Source organism: Oceanobacillus sp. J11TS1, from assembly GCF_018333215.1.
GTDB lineage: Bacteria > Bacillota > Bacilli > Bacillales > Amphibacillaceae > Oceanobacillus.
This window is the reverse complement of record NZ_BORO01000016.1, coordinates 16,469-33,845: the sequence shown is the minus strand read 5'-3', so window position 1 is coordinate 33,845 and position 17,377 is coordinate 16,469. Positions and strand designations below refer to the sequence as shown.

Annotated in this window: 17 protein-coding genes; 7 read left to right on the top strand and 10 right to left on the bottom strand. The window is 37.7% G+C overall.

Going from position 1 to position 17,377, the window contains the following annotated elements; translation table 11 throughout:
- Positions 1-142: 142 nt before the first annotated feature.
- Positions 143-1,630, bottom strand: coding sequence for a sodium:solute symporter family protein (locus tag KI343_RS12980; RefSeq protein WP_212926849.1), 1,488 nt, complete (start codon positions 1,628-1,630; stop codon positions 143-145).
- Entirely contained in the window at positions 1,627-1,875 is a 249-nt protein-coding gene (locus KI343_RS12975; RefSeq protein WP_212926848.1) for a hypothetical protein, read from the bottom strand. Before KI343_RS12975 ends, KI343_RS12980 begins: the two co-directional genes overlap by 4 nt.
- A 602-nt stretch (positions 1,876-2,477) precedes the next feature.
- On the opposite strand from KI343_RS12975, the gene KI343_RS12970 reads away from it, so the two are divergent.
- The gene (locus KI343_RS12970; protein WP_212926847.1) at positions 2,478-3,296 is read left to right on the top strand and encodes a lipoate--protein ligase family protein; all 819 of its coding nucleotides are present in this window, start codon (positions 2,478-2,480) and stop codon (positions 3,294-3,296) included.
- Positions 3,297-3,307: 11 nt separating this feature from the next.
- Positions 3,308-4,255 (top strand): lipoyl synthase, encoded by a 948-nt coding sequence (gene lipA, locus KI343_RS12965; RefSeq protein ID WP_212926846.1) that lies wholly within the window; start codon positions 3,308-3,310, stop codon positions 4,253-4,255.
- A gap of 90 nt (positions 4,256-4,345) precedes the next feature.
- Here the strand turns inward: lipA and KI343_RS12960 are convergent, their stop codons facing one another.
- The gene (locus tag KI343_RS12960) at positions 4,346-4,972 is read right to left on the bottom strand and encodes an RIO1 family regulatory kinase/ATPase domain-containing protein (protein ID WP_212926845.1); all 627 of its coding nucleotides are present in this window, start codon (positions 4,970-4,972) and stop codon (positions 4,346-4,348) included.
- Positions 4,972-5,097, bottom strand: coding sequence for a hypothetical protein (locus KI343_RS20370; RefSeq protein ID WP_280530137.1), 126 nt, complete (start codon positions 5,095-5,097; stop codon positions 4,972-4,974). The genes KI343_RS12960 and KI343_RS20370 overlap by 1 nt, the downstream gene beginning before the upstream one ends.
- Before the next feature lie 557 nt (positions 5,098-5,654).
- Between KI343_RS20370 and KI343_RS12955 the strand changes: the two genes are divergently transcribed.
- From KI343_RS12955 to KI343_RS12940, 4 genes are all read left to right on the top strand, one after another.
- Positions 5,655-6,407, top strand: a complete 753-nt coding sequence (locus KI343_RS12955; RefSeq protein ID WP_212926844.1) for a hypothetical protein — start codon at positions 5,655-5,657, stop codon at positions 6,405-6,407.
- 208 nt (positions 6,408-6,615) lie between these two features.
- Entirely contained in the window at positions 6,616-7,359 is a 744-nt protein-coding gene (locus KI343_RS12950) for a MerR family transcriptional regulator (RefSeq protein ID WP_212926843.1), read from the top strand.
- Positions 7,349-8,278, top strand: a complete 930-nt coding sequence (locus KI343_RS12945) for an ABC transporter ATP-binding protein (protein ID WP_212926842.1) — start codon at positions 7,349-7,351, stop codon at positions 8,276-8,278. Before KI343_RS12950 ends, KI343_RS12945 begins: the two co-directional genes overlap by 11 nt.
- 2 nt (positions 8,279-8,280) lie before the next feature.
- Positions 8,281-9,012, top strand: a complete 732-nt coding sequence (locus tag KI343_RS12940; protein ID WP_212926841.1) for an ABC transporter permease — start codon at positions 8,281-8,283, stop codon at positions 9,010-9,012.
- 204 nt (positions 9,013-9,216) lie between these two features.
- Here KI343_RS12940 and KI343_RS20170 read toward each other — a convergent pair whose 3' ends face one another.
- Positions 9,217-9,600, bottom strand: a complete 384-nt coding sequence (locus KI343_RS20170; protein ID WP_244856914.1) for a GNAT family N-acetyltransferase — start codon at positions 9,598-9,600, stop codon at positions 9,217-9,219.
- On the bottom strand, positions 9,561-9,974 hold the full coding sequence (locus tag KI343_RS20165; protein WP_244856912.1) for a DUF5613 domain-containing protein: 414 nt from the start codon (positions 9,972-9,974) through the stop codon (positions 9,561-9,563). Before KI343_RS20165 ends, KI343_RS20170 begins: the two co-directional genes overlap by 40 nt.
- Positions 9,975-11,021: 1,047 nt before the next feature.
- Between KI343_RS20165 and KI343_RS12930 the strand changes: the two genes are divergently transcribed.
- On the top strand, positions 11,022-11,915 hold the full coding sequence (locus KI343_RS12930) for an alpha/beta hydrolase (RefSeq protein WP_212926840.1): 894 nt from the start codon (positions 11,022-11,024) through the stop codon (positions 11,913-11,915).
- Positions 11,916-12,046: 131 nt separating this feature from the next.
- On the opposite strand, the gene aceA is transcribed toward KI343_RS12930, so the two are convergent.
- From aceA to KI343_RS12910, 4 genes are all read right to left on the bottom strand, one after another.
- Positions 12,047-13,324, bottom strand: coding sequence for an isocitrate lyase (gene aceA / locus KI343_RS12925; protein WP_212926839.1), 1,278 nt, complete (start codon positions 13,322-13,324; stop codon positions 12,047-12,049).
- Positions 13,325-14,926, bottom strand: a complete 1,602-nt coding sequence (gene aceB, locus KI343_RS12920; protein ID WP_212926838.1) for a malate synthase A — start codon at positions 14,924-14,926, stop codon at positions 13,325-13,327.
- A gap of 577 nt (positions 14,927-15,503) precedes the next feature.
- Positions 15,504-16,445 (bottom strand): LCP family protein, encoded by a 942-nt coding sequence (locus KI343_RS12915; protein ID WP_212926837.1) that lies wholly within the window; start codon positions 16,443-16,445, stop codon positions 15,504-15,506.
- Between the two features lie 24 nt (positions 16,446-16,469).
- Positions 16,470-17,099, bottom strand: coding sequence for a DUF1232 domain-containing protein (locus KI343_RS12910; RefSeq protein WP_212926836.1), 630 nt, complete (start codon positions 17,097-17,099; stop codon positions 16,470-16,472).
- Between the last annotated feature and the right edge of the window lie 278 nt (positions 17,100-17,377).

Genomic DNA, 17,377 nt, shown 5'->3' with positions numbered 1-17,377 from the left:
GAGTAGACACTTAACTCGCCATAAGGAACAATTTTCAATTTTCATAGAAAAATAACCCTCACGGCCCCCAGCCTATGAGGGTTATTTTTTCGTTTTTTCATCCATAATAAGTGCGGCTAATATTCCAAAAACAACGTCTTCTTTAAGATACTTCTTTTCCTAACAGCTCAACCTCTTGTTTAGGAACGTTAATAACAAAACTCATTACGATACATAGGGCGAAATTTACAGCTAATCCCCATAGACCGCTTGCAATACCTAAAGGCTGCAAACCGGCAAATACCATTACGGAAGCAAGTATTGTTCCAGCCAACATGCCTATTAATACCGCATGGCGGTGGAGCCGTCTCCAGTATAAGCCTAAGATAAACGCCGGGGCAATCTGAATCAGCAGCTCAAATTTCAGTATAAATATCCGATACAATGTTGCCGGCGGGTACCAAGCAATCAGCAATAAAATCACCACAAATGCTACTCCAACTATTTTACCTACAAGGATTTGTTTTTGTTCATCCGCGTTTTTATTTATATGGGTTGAATATATATCCTTGGAAATGATTGATGACAAAGTGAGTAATACAGAATCCGCTGTGGATATGATAGCAGCGACAATTCCTCCAAACAAGATTACCATCGCCCAATAAAAAAAGGAATTCTGCATGGCGAGATGATTCGCCATCATCCCAACAAGCTGTTCTGATTCGCCTTTACTCAATCCAGGAAATGCTTGAATTCCAATGATTCCGACTAAAAATACGAAACCGGAAGTAACAAAAGGCATCCAAGCCATCCAGGACAAAGATTTTTTCAAAGACTTTTCACTTTTAGCAGCAAATATTCTTTGAATAGCGTGTGGGTAAATTGCAGCTCCAATCGTTACAAGGATAAGCATGCTAAACCAGCTGACCAAACCTTTGCTATCCGGGACGCCGAGCTTTTCCGGAGAGACGGTTGCAGCATAATCAACTGCGCTCGGCAAACCGCCAAAGTAAATCATCGATCCTATCAGCAGGATGACGACGCCAACAAGTAACGCTATTCCTTGCATAGTATCCGTATAAGCTACAGACCGCATACCGCCAAGCCATCCATAGATAACCATCACGGAAACAAAAAATACAACAGCTGCCTGATAAGGAATCGTGCCACCTGTTAGTCCGCTGACACCATGTCCAATAGCAATAATTTGTTCCAACATAAAATTACACAGCCCGTATAACATTAGTATAGATGCAAGCAACGTAACTCCCTTGGATTGAAATCGTTTTTGAATATAATCCGACGGTGTGATGAATTGAAACTTTTTACTCAGTACGTACAGTCTTGGGGCGAACAATAAATAACCCATCACTATCAAAATAAAAAATGTGATAGATTGCATCCAGAAAAACCCCATACGGTAAGCAGTCGGTGCATAGCCTACAATCGTGTTTCCGCTATACTGTGTAGCAAAGAAAGTAAAGAATAATACGAAAACACTAAGGTTTCCGCCCCCTAGATAAAACTCTTTATTTGATTGATGCAGCCCTTTATTTCTCCAATATGTAATAAAACCTATAAACAGCATTAAAAACCCATAAAAAAACATAATGATTATACCAGAAGCACCTGAAAAAGCGAGATTATTCATTGATTCTCTTCCTCCTCCCACGACTCATCTTCATCAGCCATATGCAAGCAATTTTTCAAAATATAAGTTAATACAATCGATATGGCCAGGGATACGCCGAGGATAATCCACGCCCAATAAGGAACTCCCAGAATAAGCGGTTCATAGGATCTCGTTGGTAAATACCATGGAACACTGAGAATAAATAAAATAATTAAAACAATCCAAATCTTCAAATTTTTTATAGGCTCTTTTTTCTGTTGCATTTCTTACCTCCTTCTATTACAATTCATTAAGAATTGAATAAATTTTCTTGGAACCGGAATATTCGAAATATAATATAAAGAATACTTTATAAAAAAGAATCGCCCATGTCAATTAAAAGTTTTAATTTTTAGTCTTCCTTTATATTGGTTGTATGCCTTTAAAATAAATAGAGAGAAATTTGGGATTAGGTTAGCTTTTTTGGAGCAGGTCCGGCTTCGATTGGAGCGGTTTGAGATGGGGTTGGAGCGCTTTCTGGCTAGGTTGGAGCGGATTTGACCTTTTTCGAGCGCTCACGCCTCATTTGGAGTGAGTACTTCTATTTTCGGGCGGTCTTGGTATTTCTCTATCTATTTTTTATATTGGAAGGAAATAATAAAACAAAATTATAATTTTTTGACATATAAAGGTTAAAGTCTTACTATTAAAAGAGAATGTTCAAAAATTTCCTTGTTTCTTAAATAGTACGGCTAGAATCTCTATCATTCTAGGAATCAAGGAAGTAGATTAGCAGACTTTTTGAACACTTCTCATCCTATAAGGAATGATAATACATATTTAAAAGGGGGATCGATTTTCTCAGTTTAATGAGAGAAGCGTTTTCATGACAGAAACTTGGTACTTTTTAGACACCCATAAACAGACTCCTGCCTATAATATGGCGGTAGATGAATGCTTGCTCCGGTGGCATAGTGAAGGCAAGATACCACCTGTTCTCCGTTTCTATGAGTGGCTACCTGCTGGACTTTCCGTCGGTTATTTCCAGAAAACTAAAAACAGAATAGATCTCGAAGCAGTGGAAAAGCACGGATTCCAACTCGTTCGTAGATTAACGGGCGGACGTGCGGTGTTGCATGACGAAGAACTTACATACAGCATTATCATCTCGGAACAGCATCCACGCATGCCAAAGTCGGTCAAAGAAGCCTACCTTGTCCTATCACAAGGGTTGTTAGAGGGTTATCGCAATCTCGGTATTGCCGCCGATTTCGCTATACCAGAAGACAAACTAAAGCCTACACAATCTGCAGTTTGCTTTGAAGAGCCTTCCTGGTATGAATTAGTGGTTGATGACAAAAAAGCAGCCGGAAGTGCCCAAACCAGAATGCAGGGGGTTATTTTACAGCACGGCTCCGTCCCTCTTTCTGTTAATAAGGATACATTATACGATCTTTTTATTTATCGTAATGAAAAGGTTAAGGAACGTGCCCGTGCTGCGTTCGACGAGAAAGCGATTTCTATCGACAAGGCAGCTGGACGGGAAGTATCCTTGGAAGAAACAAAAGAAGCACTCAAAGCCGGCTTTCAAACAGGATTAGATATTGAACTGGAGACATTTACCCTCTCTAAGGAACAGGAACAAGAAATTGATGATTTAATGCACAGCAAATATTTATCAGATGAATGGAATTATTCCAGATAGGAGCAAATAACATGCCAAAACAAGAAGAATATTTACGCAAACCCGAATGGCTGAAAATTAAGCTGAATACAAACAAATCTTATAACCATTTAAAACACTTAATGCGTGACAAACGATTAAACACGGTCTGTGAAGAGGCAAAATGCCCGAATATCTATGAATGCTGGAGCGAACGTAAAACAGCTACCTTTATGATTCTTGGTGACACATGTACAAGGGGCTGCCGCTTCTGCGCTGTAAAGACAGGGCTTCCAAACGAGTTAGATTGGAACGAACCTCATCGTGTAGCAGACTCTGTTGAAATCATGGGATTAAAACATGTTGTTGTGACAGCTGTAGCCCGTGATGATTTAAAAGATGGCGGTGCTGCTGTTTTCGCTGAAACCGTGCGTCAAATCCGTGAAAGAGTACCTGGCTGTACAATTGAAATATTGCCTTCCGATATGAAGGGAGATTATGAAAGTTTACATACCTTAATGGACAGCGGTCCGGATATTTTCAACCATAATATTGAAACCGTACGAAGATTAACGAAAAAGGTTCGTGCAATTGCAAGATATGAGCGTTCTCTTGAACTACTAAGAAGAGTAAAAGAAATCGCTCCAAATACGCCGACAAAATCCAGCATTATGGTTGGACTTGGGGAAACAAAAGAAGAACTTATCGAAGCAATGGACGATCTTCGTGCCAACAACGTGGATATTGTAACGATTGGTCAGTATCTCCAGCCTACAAAAAAACATTTAAACGTAGAGCGCTACTACCATCCAGATGAATTTGCTGAACTGAAAGAAATTGCTCTATCCAAAGGATTCACGCATTGCGAAGCCGGTCCACTTGTACGTTCTTCTTACCATGCAGATGAACAGGTAAGCCAATCCGCTGCCCAACGCCGGATTAAGTATATGAAGGGCTATGAAGAAACAAGCGGGAAAGAGTTGGATAACTATACATTCTAATGAAAAAGCAGTTTAACCTTTATATCAAATAGGTTAAACTGCCTTTTTATAGACTTATTGTTAATTTGCTTGCGCTTAATTGAAAGATATCTAGCTCCTTGCTTTCCCAATCGTCTTATATAGACGATATATTTTTGATACAGTGTACATTACCCATTTCGGTATTTTTTTGGGGAAATAAGAGCTTTGGTAATAGCGCATATAAGCCTGTTTTAAATCTTCCCATTGCGTGCACTGTTTCTCCTGTGAAAAACGAGCTACATCAATAATACGTACATCATCATCTTTTGTTACGATAAGATTATGCAAATGAATGTCTGATGGATTTAAACCAGCCTCTTTTGCATATTGCAGCCCCCTATCAACGCGCTCTATATAATAAGGTTTTATTGAAATTCCTTCTGCGAGGCATTCAAAGAATGTTTTCCCCTCAATAAAATCCATCACTAAATAGTTGGTTCCTGCTTCATATATAGCAGGATAATAATGCTTCCCATTCAATTTTTCATAATTTTGTTTTTCTTGCATTGCAGTTTTTTCAAATGATGGATAAAAAACTTTTATTACCCTATTTTCATTTTTTACTTTAAATACAGCAGCACTTCTCCCCATTCCATATAACTTTAAGTCACGGTGATGTTCAAGTACTTTTACGCGTCTATTTTTTTTAACAAATAAAATGGTGGATACATAGTAGCAGTATTTGGATTGTGTCATTACTTCTTAAACTTACCCTTTCTTTTGGCTAACTCTTTTTTTATGACGGGTAATGCATGTTTTTGCGCTTGCTTTATTCCCTCTTTTACCATTTTAGACTTTAGAAGCTTCGTAAGTTTAGACATCTCTTTCCCTCCTCGTAAAGTATGTGGGCAAAAGTTCATAAAAAAGAGACCTTTGCCCATATCTATTTGGACAAAGGTCTCACAAGCAACTGGATTAAACAGTTGCCAGCAGTGCCGAGGATTTCTCCTGTAATGACGACAGCTGCTATTATGTTACTCCCCTTTGGAATTTGTTTCATTAAATATTTTAGTTTATTATATAGGCTCGGTCTTATATGTGCAACTTTTAACCACAACAATTTAATTCTTCTTACCAAGGCCGTAAGAGACCTGAATGATTCATGGTAATATTACTTCTCCGTTGAGCTAAAGCATATCGCCTTATAAGCTGATACTTGTTCCGCACATATCTATTCTTCCTTTTAGTATATAGCTAGAAACTGCTACACAAATGAGTCTTTAGACCCTGTAAAAATCGTCAGCCGATAATTTTAATAGATATTTTATTTTAGAAAACCATTGAACAACCATATATAGACATGGTAATATAGTTCTAGTCTTTTTGGACTCTTATCCTATTTTTTATGTACAAGTTTATTAGAACAGGAGATTAAATCATGAAAAAAAAGATTGCTATCATTCTATTATTAATCGTCGTTTTTATTGCCGGGTGTAGTAATAATGGTGCAATAAAATCAATAGCCGGTGATTGGAACTTAGATTCTGATCAAGCAAATTTTAATGTAAACATATCAAAAAGAGGAAAAATCCAGATCCAAGTACAAAATCCCCATGAGTATCTATCTATGGAAGAAATGCAAGAAATATCAAGGATGAGTGAATCGGATAAAATAGAAAATGAAGCTTGGGAAGTATCACTCGTTTATCAAATCGATCAGAATAAATCAAATATCAACGATACATATGAAAATAATGAGAAACTTTATAATTACTACGGCGATGCGGACGACATTAATACCGACAACGATAACTTGGATGCTTATATGGAAGATGAAGGTAAATCAAATTTATTTATTGCCGATTTAATCGGTTTTGAAATGGAAATGTATAGTCCAGATAGCGAGGATCTTGATTGGTTCATCGAAGCACTGAAGGATGAATGGGATGATGAATATGGCGATATGGAAGTTGTAGAACATACAAACAATCATTTACAATTACGTTTTTCCATGGCTGATTTAAATAATTTTAATCACTCTGAATTTGAATATTTAACGGATTATGCTGCAGAGTTAGCACTGTTACAAATTTCGGATGAATATATGCTTATCAATGTAGATGAAGATGCGGAAACATACGCTTCATCCGTAATTCAAGATCATCGCGTTTGGAATAACGAGCGCAGATAAGAAATACTGTTTTTATTAATACGAGTCATCTGTACTTCATAAATTTATATATGGAGTGCAGATGATTTTTTTCATGACCTCATAGAACCCACCCTAAATCCCGGAGTATCTCAAAAATTTTCATAATAAAAATATTTTTTTGGTTTTTCCTATTGAATCGCACGTAACGTGTTGTTCTATAATAAAGAAAATGAAATGGGGTGAGGAAATGTATACAATTGGAAAATTGTCAAAGCATACTTGCGTCACCGTGCGAACCTTAGATTATTACGATGAAATTGGGTTGGTTAAACCTTCCTCAAAAACAAGCGGCGGGCATCGTTTGTATAACGAAGAAGATGTCATGCGGCTAGAACGTGTTTTAGCATTAAAATATATGGGCTTCTCCCTGGATCAAATTAAGAAGGTATTGGAAATTTCCTCGGCAAACTGGCAAGAATCGATACAGCAACAATTAGAGCTCGTTAAACGGGAACAGGAACGTTTAAAAATATTAGAACAAGCGCTTCTTGGCGTTTCCTATTCCATTGAACTTGAAGGGGAAGTCAATTGGCCAATCATTTTCAGTATCATTCAGTTATACCAGCAAGATTCGAAAGATGCCTTACAGCAATATAAAGAATACCTAAGCGAGGATGAGATAAATAAAATTTCGGATATGAATGTGGAAAATATGAGTGAGGAAGACATCAGGGAATGGTTGAAAGTTATTGGCGATATTAGAACTAACCTACATCTTGATCCAAACTCAAAAGAGGCTGAACACCTCGTAGTAAGCTGGGCAAACCAAGCAGAGAAAATGTTTAATAACGATGAGGAATTGTTAGGAAATATGTGGGAAGCTCTCCAAAACTTAAAGGAAGGTATCGCGTTTTACCCCATGGACAAGGATGTCATCAATTTTATCAAAAGTGTTGCCATTGCAAAGGAGGAGCAAAATCATGGTTCTTGATGTAAACGGTGTAACGAAGGTGTTTGCCGATCGAGGGAAAAACAAGCTGGTTGCAAATGATAATCTCTCCCTTCATATAAATGAAGGTGAAATATTTGGGCTTCTCGGACAAAATGGAGCTGGAAAAACGACGTTGGTGAATCAAATATTAGGGTTATTAACTCCAGACCATGGGGATATTCATTTATTAGGAGAATCGGTACTTCAATCCCCTGCCCGAGCCCGTTCGATTTGTTCTGTACAGCCACAGTCCCAAGTGCCGCTAGGTTTTCTTACTCCGAAACAGGCTGTAACACTAATGGGAAAAATGCGTCTCGGGAAGAAGTTTGATCCGAAGCGGGTGGAAATACTTTTTGAGGCTTTAGATATGAATAAGTGGGCAAATAAAGAAGGCGAGAAATTATCGGGTGGAGCTAAACGACTAACTGCTTTTTGTATGGCAGTCATTGCCCCAGGTAAACTCGTGATACTTGATGAACCTACAAACGATGTTGACCCTGTTCGCAGACGTTATCTCTGGGAGGTAATCCGTAACCTGACAAATGACGGAACCTCGGTGATTTTAGTTACACATAACGTGCTTGAAGCGGAAAAAGCTGTTGATCGTGTGGCAATCATCGACAATGGAAAAATTCTTACACAAGGCACACCTTCAGAGGTTAAACGTTCTGTAACGAATCAAATGCGTATGGAAATTAGTTTAGCTAGTGAATTAGATATGGAGATTCCTAGTTGGACACTTTCCTCACATAAAAAAGGTTCTCGCTTCATTCTCTCATTGGATCCAAACGATATATCTTCAGCGATTGAATGGGCGAAAAATCAAGCGGATAACGGTCTCATTATGGACTATTCTCTATCTCCCACTACGATTGAGGACGCCTATATTGAATTGACTTCTAAAAAGGGGGATGAATGATAATGAACATTTTCAGACATTACAAATATGTCTTTCAAATGCAATTTCTGAGAAACGCAGGATTTTTGATATTTATGATTCTGATTCAAATTTTGGTTTCCATCGGCATTGTTATCGGTTTTACCTATCTTATTCCAGTTCCAGATACGAACGCCATTCTCTTTTTAGCAACAGGTGCACCTACAATTATTTTAATTTTTACGGGATTAGTTATTTTGCCTCAACAAGTTGGCACTGCAAAATCAGATGGGTATATGGAATTTTTACGTACTTGGCCCGTTAACCGCGCTGTCATCCTTGGAGCCGATACAACGATCTGGTTAATTATCACTGTGCCAGGCATTGTCATTTCCGCCTTTGTTGCACACTTCCTGTTTAGTCCCGGATACGATCTCTCCTGGACAGTAGTTCCAGCCTTACTCATGATTGCTTTAACGTCTATTGGTGTCGGATATGGCTTTTCCTATCTTTTATCACCAACGGCTTCCCTTGCTCTATCTCAAGTAATAGTTTTTGGGGCGCTTATGTTTTCACCAGTTAATTTTCCAATGGACCGACTGCCAGAATGGCTTCAAATCTTGCATGAAATTCTCCCCATTTATTCCATGGCTGAGATTATGCGGGCATCCCTTGCTGCTTCTACCTTCGAGGCAACTGGGGGAAATTACATTAACTTGTTGATATGGTGTGTTTTGGGATATGGGGGAGCTATTTTTATTTTGAATAAGAAATGATAGGATGTGTAGATCGTAAACTATTAAACTGCTTTTCCTAGAGTTGTTATATAAAAGAGCCAAAACCTTATCAGCAAAGGAATTTTGGCTCTTCTCTAACTACTACTTCTACTTTGATAGGCTAGCCAGTTTAAAAATAAACTTCGGCCCTTCACAACTTGCTGAATACCGTAAAACACAAGATTGCGAACAAGCAATTTATAGCTAATCTTGATATATTTTTTGTGCTTCGTACTTGAAACCGCAATATTTATAATTCTGTTTTTGATACATTTCCCTAGGAGTATCCTCTCCATCGGCCACAAGTATCACTGTCCGATTTGGAAATGCATCCATTGCAAACTTTTGTAATTGGCTCCCTATTCCTTTGTATCGAAAGGACGGTTCAACAGTTAGATTATCGATTTCTACGGTTCCATCCGAGATAATTAGTTCCACATAGCCTGCGGGAGTCCCTTTATAAAAGGCTAAAACTTGCCGAATATTTCTATCTTCAAACTGACGCTTTATTAGATTGGCCTTTTGCTTTGCAAATTCACTTCCAAACTCTAAATCATTTTTGTATTGTAACTCAAGGTATATTTCCAAGTTTTTTCTGTCACTACTTGAATATCTATAGCTGGATTGTTTTTCACCTTAGGAAAATGTTTCGGCTGGATCGCATATAATTCTAAAAAACCTATTTCATACCCCATATCCGTTAGGTAAGCAATTATTTCTTCTGTTGGCTTTTGGTTTTCTGGAAAATAGAATTTCACGTGCTTTTGGCCTTTTCTCAGATGATAATCTCTGAGATATTCTTCTGCCGATTTAAATTCAGTTAAAGACGGTAATTCTTTAAACTCAATAAAATTACTATCGTACCTAACTAACATCTCCGGATAATGAAAATGTCTGTATCGGGTATTTTCAATCACCATATTCCCCAGTTTATATATATCTTCAAATGTGATTTGACGCATTTGTATATTCTCCTTATTTGGAATGAAACTTTCTATCCATTCGTCATTCTATGCAATTAAAAGTAGTTCGAATTATCTTTCATCCTAATTTTAGCATACAAATATTAATTCTACACGATAATCCGATATCCAAATTATAAAAAGATGATAATTGATATAAAGTGCAAGACGGCTGTATTAGCCTTACAAAACAAAGAATCCAAACGGGGAATCATTTCAACTTTTCTAGAATCAGGGAAAAGTGCAGAAAAAAAGAACCGGGCTAACCTTTTCATATTAACCCAGTCCCTCTCTCTATTTATGTTTCTCACTATGAATTACTTCCACTAGATGCGACTCTGATTTTGTATGGCCATGGATATCACAATAATACACGACAGTTTTTATTTTATGGAAAATATCACAGGAGCGCTTTTCCCTGAGGAAATTTTTCCAATAGGTATATTCATGCGTGTCAACGTAGATCGTTTCATAATTGACACTTGATTCTATCCAGTTGTGTTCTGTTTCCCCCGTCGTGGTGTCTTGCTCCATAATTTCTGCCCATGCTTGATGCAATCCAATTGAGAAGTACAGAAGAAGCGTAAAACCTATTGTAAAAATAGCATTCCTCAATTTCATCAGCCCTTTTTTCATTCTATGTAGATCAATAATTCTACTACGTAATCTAACCAAACTAATTAAAAATATACTTCTAATTCGACAAAATCCGCATCCAGCATTGTTCTATGACACATATTCCGAACTGAAGTGACCTGCTACGGTGATGAAATAGAAAGTTAGTGATTGGCGGCGCGGCGAAGGAAGAAACAGTAATAATGAGTGCGAAATATTACATAATCAATGAAGAATAATTATTCCAACCAAGGAAGTTTCATACAACTTAAATACAAAAGATTTACTTCCATATACAGTTAAGGGTAAACTAAATTTATCAATCTAACGGATTTCTATACATACATTTATGACTAAGAGCTAGTTAAACAACCGAAAAAAGGACATGGAATAGAAAGGCTATATAATTCTTAGAAAGAAGGGCTTCACAAAATGCGAAGTATGCAAAGTAAAATAGTTGAACGTTTTCTTGCTAGACTGGGGAGTAAAGAGAAATTTATCGATGAAAGACGTCTTGCTAAATTTATGGAAAAAAAACGAGTTGAAAAGCCATATAACTTACCTGAATATATCCAAAAAATCTATGCCATTGAAAAACGAATTTTTGATGGAATGGATTGTTATATTTTTAACCAGAAAAACAAGTCACCTGATAAAAAAATTCTTTACTTGCATGGAGGAGGTTATGTAAACCAGCCATCGGACTTTCATTGGAAATTTATTGGGGAAATAGAAAAGAATACAAACGCTACAATATTTGTACCAATTTATCCAAAAGCACCAAATCACCAGTATCAAGAATCCTTTGATAAAGTACTTCCAATCTATGAAGAGATTCTACAAACTACAGATGCGAAAAATATTATACTCATGGGGGACTCTGCTGGGGGAGGTTTTGCATTAGCTTTAGCTCAATTGCTTCAAGAAAAAGGATTACCGCAACCCCGGCACATCATTTTAATCTCACCTTGGCTCGATATTACCATGAAAAATCCTAAAGCCTATGAATTAGAGCGTAAAGATCCCATGTTAGGAATTTACGGTTTGATTCAAATGGGGAAAGCATACGCAGGAGATACCGATCCAAACTACTATTTACTCAGCCCGATCAACGGACGATTAAATGGATTGGGAGAAATTTCTCTATTCATCGGAACACACGAAGTACTTTTGCCTGATGCAAGAAAGTTTAGGGATAAAATGAAGGCACACGGTGTGACAATAAATTACTATGAATATCCAGAAATGAACCATATTTTTCCGCTTTACCCTATTCCAGAAGCAAGAACAGCGATTCAAGAAATGGTAAATATCATACATAGATAAATTTGTTTGTAACTTTGGTAAAGTCATCCCAGGCTTAGGCTATGATGATATGTTTCTCTATCAAAAATGCTTGCCCTAATGATAATAGGACAAGCATTTTTTGAAGTCTTCCATTCAGCTTTACATTTCAATCAATTTGTAAACTGCTCCGCCTCAGTCGATTCTTTCAAAGCTGCCGTGGATGTAGAACCGCCGGAGATAACCTGTGCCACCTCATCAAAATAACCAGTACCAACTTCACGCTGATGACGTGTTGCACTGTAACCATATTGCTCACTTGCAAATTCATTCTGCTGCAATTCAGAGTATGCTGCCATCCCTTCATCCTTGTATCTTCTTGCAAGCTCAAACATGCTATGATTCAAAGCATGGAAACCTGCTAATGTAACAAATTGAAATTTGTAGCCCATTTTCCCGAGTTTTTTCTGGAAGCTAGCGATCTCCTCATCTGAGAGCTTTCGTTTCCAATTAAAGGATGGCGAACAATTATACGCTAATAATTTATTTGGATATCTCTTATGAATTGCATCAGCAAATTGCTGTGCTTCTTCCAGATTAGGCTCTGCTGTTTCACACCAAACCATATCAGCGTACGGAGCATAGGCTAACCCACGTGCAATTGCTTGATGCAGTCCTGCCCTGGTTCTGTAAAAACCTTCCGATGTGCGTTCCCCAGTAATAAATTCTGCATCATATGGGTCAATATCACTTGTAATCATATCAGCAGCATTCGCGTCTGTCCGTGCAATAATGACAGTTGGTGTCCCCATCACATCTGCTGCAAAACGAGCTGCAATTAAATTATTTACAGCCGTTTGCGTAGGCAATAAAACTTTCCCACCTAGATGGCCACATTTTTTCTCTGAAGATAACTGATCCTCAAAATGCACTCCAGCTGCACCTGCTTCAATCATTGCTTTCATTAATTCAAACACATTTAGCTGACCGCCAAATCCAGCTTCTGCATCAGCTACAATGGGAGCAAACCAATCTATATCCATATTCCCTTCTGAATAATGAATTTGATCTGCACGCTGTAATGCTTGATTAATTCGCTTTACCACATTTGGAACGCTATTTGCTGGATAAAGACTTTGGTCTGGATACATCTGTCCTGCCATATTGGCATCAGCAGCAACCTGCCAACCACTTAAATAAATTGCTTTCAAACCTGCTTTGACCTGTTGTACAGCCTGGTTTCCAGTTAAAGCTCCTAAAGCGTTTACATAATCTTCCTGATGGATTAAATCCCATAATTTCTTCGATCCGCGCATCGCTAACGTATAGTCAAGATCAATTGATCCCCTTAGACGAATTACCTCTTCTGCAGTATATGGCCGCTCAACTCCCACCCAGCGACGATCGTTTTTCCATTGCTCCTCTAATTTTCCCACACGTTCGTTTGTCATTTAATTACGTCCTCCCTTTATCAATTCTTCGTAAGCTGGTATCGTTAAGAACTCGGCAAAAGTATCTTGTTTGATTAACGCCTCAAATATCTCAGCTGCAAGCTTAAAGTTCCCACTTATAAAGGCATCACTGCCAACATGACCCTCAATTGTCTGTAATTCTTCCTTTAGTAATTGCTCCACTAACTCCAAGGATACGTTCCTTCCGTCAGAAAGTATCCCTTTGGGGTAGCGCACCCATTGCCACACTTGGGCTCTGGATATTTCCGCTGTTGCTGCATCTTCCATCAAATTATTGATTGGGACAGCTCCTCTTCCTGATAACCACGCTGCTGTATATTGAATTCCTACATTAATATTCGTTCGCAGCCCTTCTTCTGTAATTTCCCCATCCGGTAATTGCAGGAGATCTTCAGCAGTGACTTTTACATCCTCGCGCTTCCGGTTGATTTGATTTGGGGTCGGCATGATATGATCAAAAATATCTTTAACGAGCCCTACCATTCCAGGATGTGCAACCCATGTTCCATCGTGTCCATCTGTTGCTTCGCGCTCTTTATCCTTCCTGACTTTGTCAAACGCAATCTGATTTGCAGCAGGATCGTTTCTTACTGGTATTTGTGCTGCCATCCCGCCAATTGCTAGAGCATTACGCTTATGACAGGTTTGGATTGCAAGTAAAGAGTAATTTCTCATAAATGGTACTTCCATCGTTAAGGTAGATCTGTCAGGTAATATTCGCTCTGAATATTGATGGAACTTTTTAATATAACTGAAAATATAATCCCAACGTCCACAATTCAACCCAGCTGCATGTTCACGGATTTCGTATAATATTTCATCCATTTCAAAGGCTGCTGTAATCGTTTCAATTAGTACCGTTGCCTTTATTGTGCCTTGAGAAATCCCAAGTTCATTTTGTGAAAATACAAAGATATCGTTCCAAAGACGTGCTTCCAAATGATTTTCCACTTTCGGCAAGTAAAAATAAGGTCCGGTTCCTCTTGCCAACAATTCCTTCGCATTATGAAAGAAGTACAGCCCAAAGTCTACCAAGCTGGCTGACATCGGCTCACCGCCAACTTGTATATGCTTTTCCTCTAAATGCCATCCCCTCGGACGAACAATTAATACAGCTGTTTCATCCTGTAAGGAATATCTCTTGCCATTCTCTGCCTCAAAATCAATTGTTCTTCTTATTGCATCCCTTAAATTAATTTGACCATCTATTACATTTTCCCAAGTAGGTGAAGTGGCATCTTCAAAATCTGCCATAAAACCTTTGGCCCCAGAATTCAATGCATTGATAATCATTTTCCGATCAACCGGACCTGTTATTTCTACTCTTCTATCCTGCAAATCTTTAGGCAATTGTTCTATTTTCCAGTTTCCTTCTCGGATATGCTTTGTTTCCTCTAAAAACCGCAGCTGTCTTCCTTCATTTATTTCGTTTTGTAGCTGCTGTCGATGTGCTAACAGCTTTTTTCGCTGTTCATTAAAATTACTGTGCAATTTCCCCAGAAACTCCAACGCACGAGGTGTCAGGACCTCTGAAAATTCCTTTTCGTGCGTGATTTGTACCTTTGCTTGATTTATTAGCATACTTTTGCCTCTCCCTTATTTTTGTGTTGTATAACAATCCGAATAATAGTATTGTACTATAACAACAGATGAAAGGAATTACTCTGCTCTTTTTGACAAACAATAATCACATTCCATTATAATACTTTCAGAATCAACCTTCTTACCACATTCAGGACACGAAAGGTCTTCATATTTCATCATCAGTTCACCCTCCTTTTATATAACAAAATATTTATTTTGCCTTTGTTATATAACAGTATAGCCACCCTTTAACAATAATGCAATACCTTTTTTATAAAAATCCAAAAATTTATTATTGAATAAATACGGAAGAGTATAAAATGATTGATATGAAAGCAGATTTTAAAACGCATACAATACCACAGAAAGCCTATTTCGTACTCCACATTCAAACGGGGTTATCATTTTTAAAATAACAACTTATAAAAATCCTTTCATTCTATATGAAAAGCCTATTTACCAGGTCTACCAAACATTTGATAAACCCTATAAATAAGCTTTTTCCACTCAAATATAATCTTATGAAACGTTGCACTGTACAAATTCAAGTATTTAAGGCTTTTCTAATACATTTTTACTTTGAGTCTTCCGATAAAAAATCTTGTAGTGCCTGTTTATTTTGTTCAATATCAATATCCAATACAGCCCCTACATCTGTACGAGTATTTTGAAATGAATTATCTACTGGAATTCTTAATGTCTCCATTGGATGCTCGCTGCCACTAATTAATCCTTTACCTATCGAAAGGATGGTTTTATTATCTACATTTGTATCGATGTACGGATCAGCAATCCCTAACAGTTTTGGTAATTTCACAAAGCCTTGGAGACTCACCACTTCGTCTTTCAGTTTTGTGATTACTTCCTGCTGCCGCTTCACTCTTCCATAATCACCCTCCTCATCTTTACGAAAACGTACATAGCCAAGCAGTTCATCACCATGTAACACTTGTTTACCAGGTTCGAGTGTCATTCCTATCCCTTCTGACATTTGATGAGGTACATCCACTTCAATACCATCAGGAGCAATCATATCTGTAATTTTTGCAAAGCCTTCGAAGTCAACCACAGCATAGTAATTTAGATTTATATCAAAATTATGTTTCAACGTCTGTCTAAGTAGCTCCGGGCCATCAAATGCATAGGCAGCATTAATCTTTTGCATACCGTGTCTAGGGATCTCTACATACGTATCACGCATAATGGAAGCAAGTTTTATATCTTGGGTGTTCTGATTATAATGAGCAATCATAATTGTATCTGACAGACCCCGCTCATCTCCACGCGTATCACTGCCAATCAATAAAACATTGATTTCACCAAATCGGGCTTCAGAACCCTCAAAAGGAACAAAGGTCGTCCCGTCGTCTTTAAACGGTCCATCTTTTGCTTCTGATAAACCTTGATAGTATTGTGTTATTACATAAACTCCTGCTGCAATAACGCATATCAAAACGAATAACAGAAGATGACGTATTCGTTTACGCTTTGTTGATTTTCTTTCACGTCTTTTCATATGTAACGCTCCTTGTATTTATTTTTAATTAGAAAGTGATTTTAAAGCTATCTGTACTGCTACCGCATCATCCATATATCCAATCGGGAAAACATAGTCTGGGATGACATCTACCGGTGTAATAAAGTACAATAGTACGGCTCCCATGACAGTAAGCGTGAAGGGAGTACCCTTATATTGTACAAATTGTGCGTAAAAATCCTTTAACTGTTTAATAAATGGTCCGACACTTCCTACTTCCTCGATTTTTTTACTAAATTGACTGAGAATGATTTGTTTTCCTTCTTCTGTTTGGGCCTCTTGTTCAAAACGAGTTAGTTGCTGTTGAACCGCATCCATACTGAAATTATCATGATAAAGGTTCGATTCTTTTAGTGTTTGCTGAATCTCTTCCATAGATGAATCTATCTCTGAACGATCATGCGAATCTGGTGAATCGATTAGGTGACCAGCAGCTTGCAGCAGTTCTGCCAACGGTACATTCAGACAAACAGCAAATTTCTTTAAGTGTTGAATGTTCGCCTTACGTTTTCCATTGATAATACGTGAAATAGTCGCCTTATCAATCCCAGTTTGCTCACTGCATTTTCTAATCGACAATGCACGGGTATGTAATAACTCTTTTAAGCGATTTCCAAAATGGTCAGCAGACATATTTATTCTCCTCTCATTTATATAAATCTTTTAGTGATTAATCATCATGCAAATATTTTAATGAAGGTAGTCCGCATAACCTTCCGATTCGAGAATTACGAACAACTTCACTTAACAAATATGAAGTACCACAATAATAATCTATTAGACAATATATATGAACGTTGTCATAATGTCAACGATTGAAGGGAAAGATTTAAACTAGGTAAGAATCAGAACCAACCCCATTTCTCTAGATTTGTCTAATATTAACTTCTGGATATTTTTATTTAAATGCG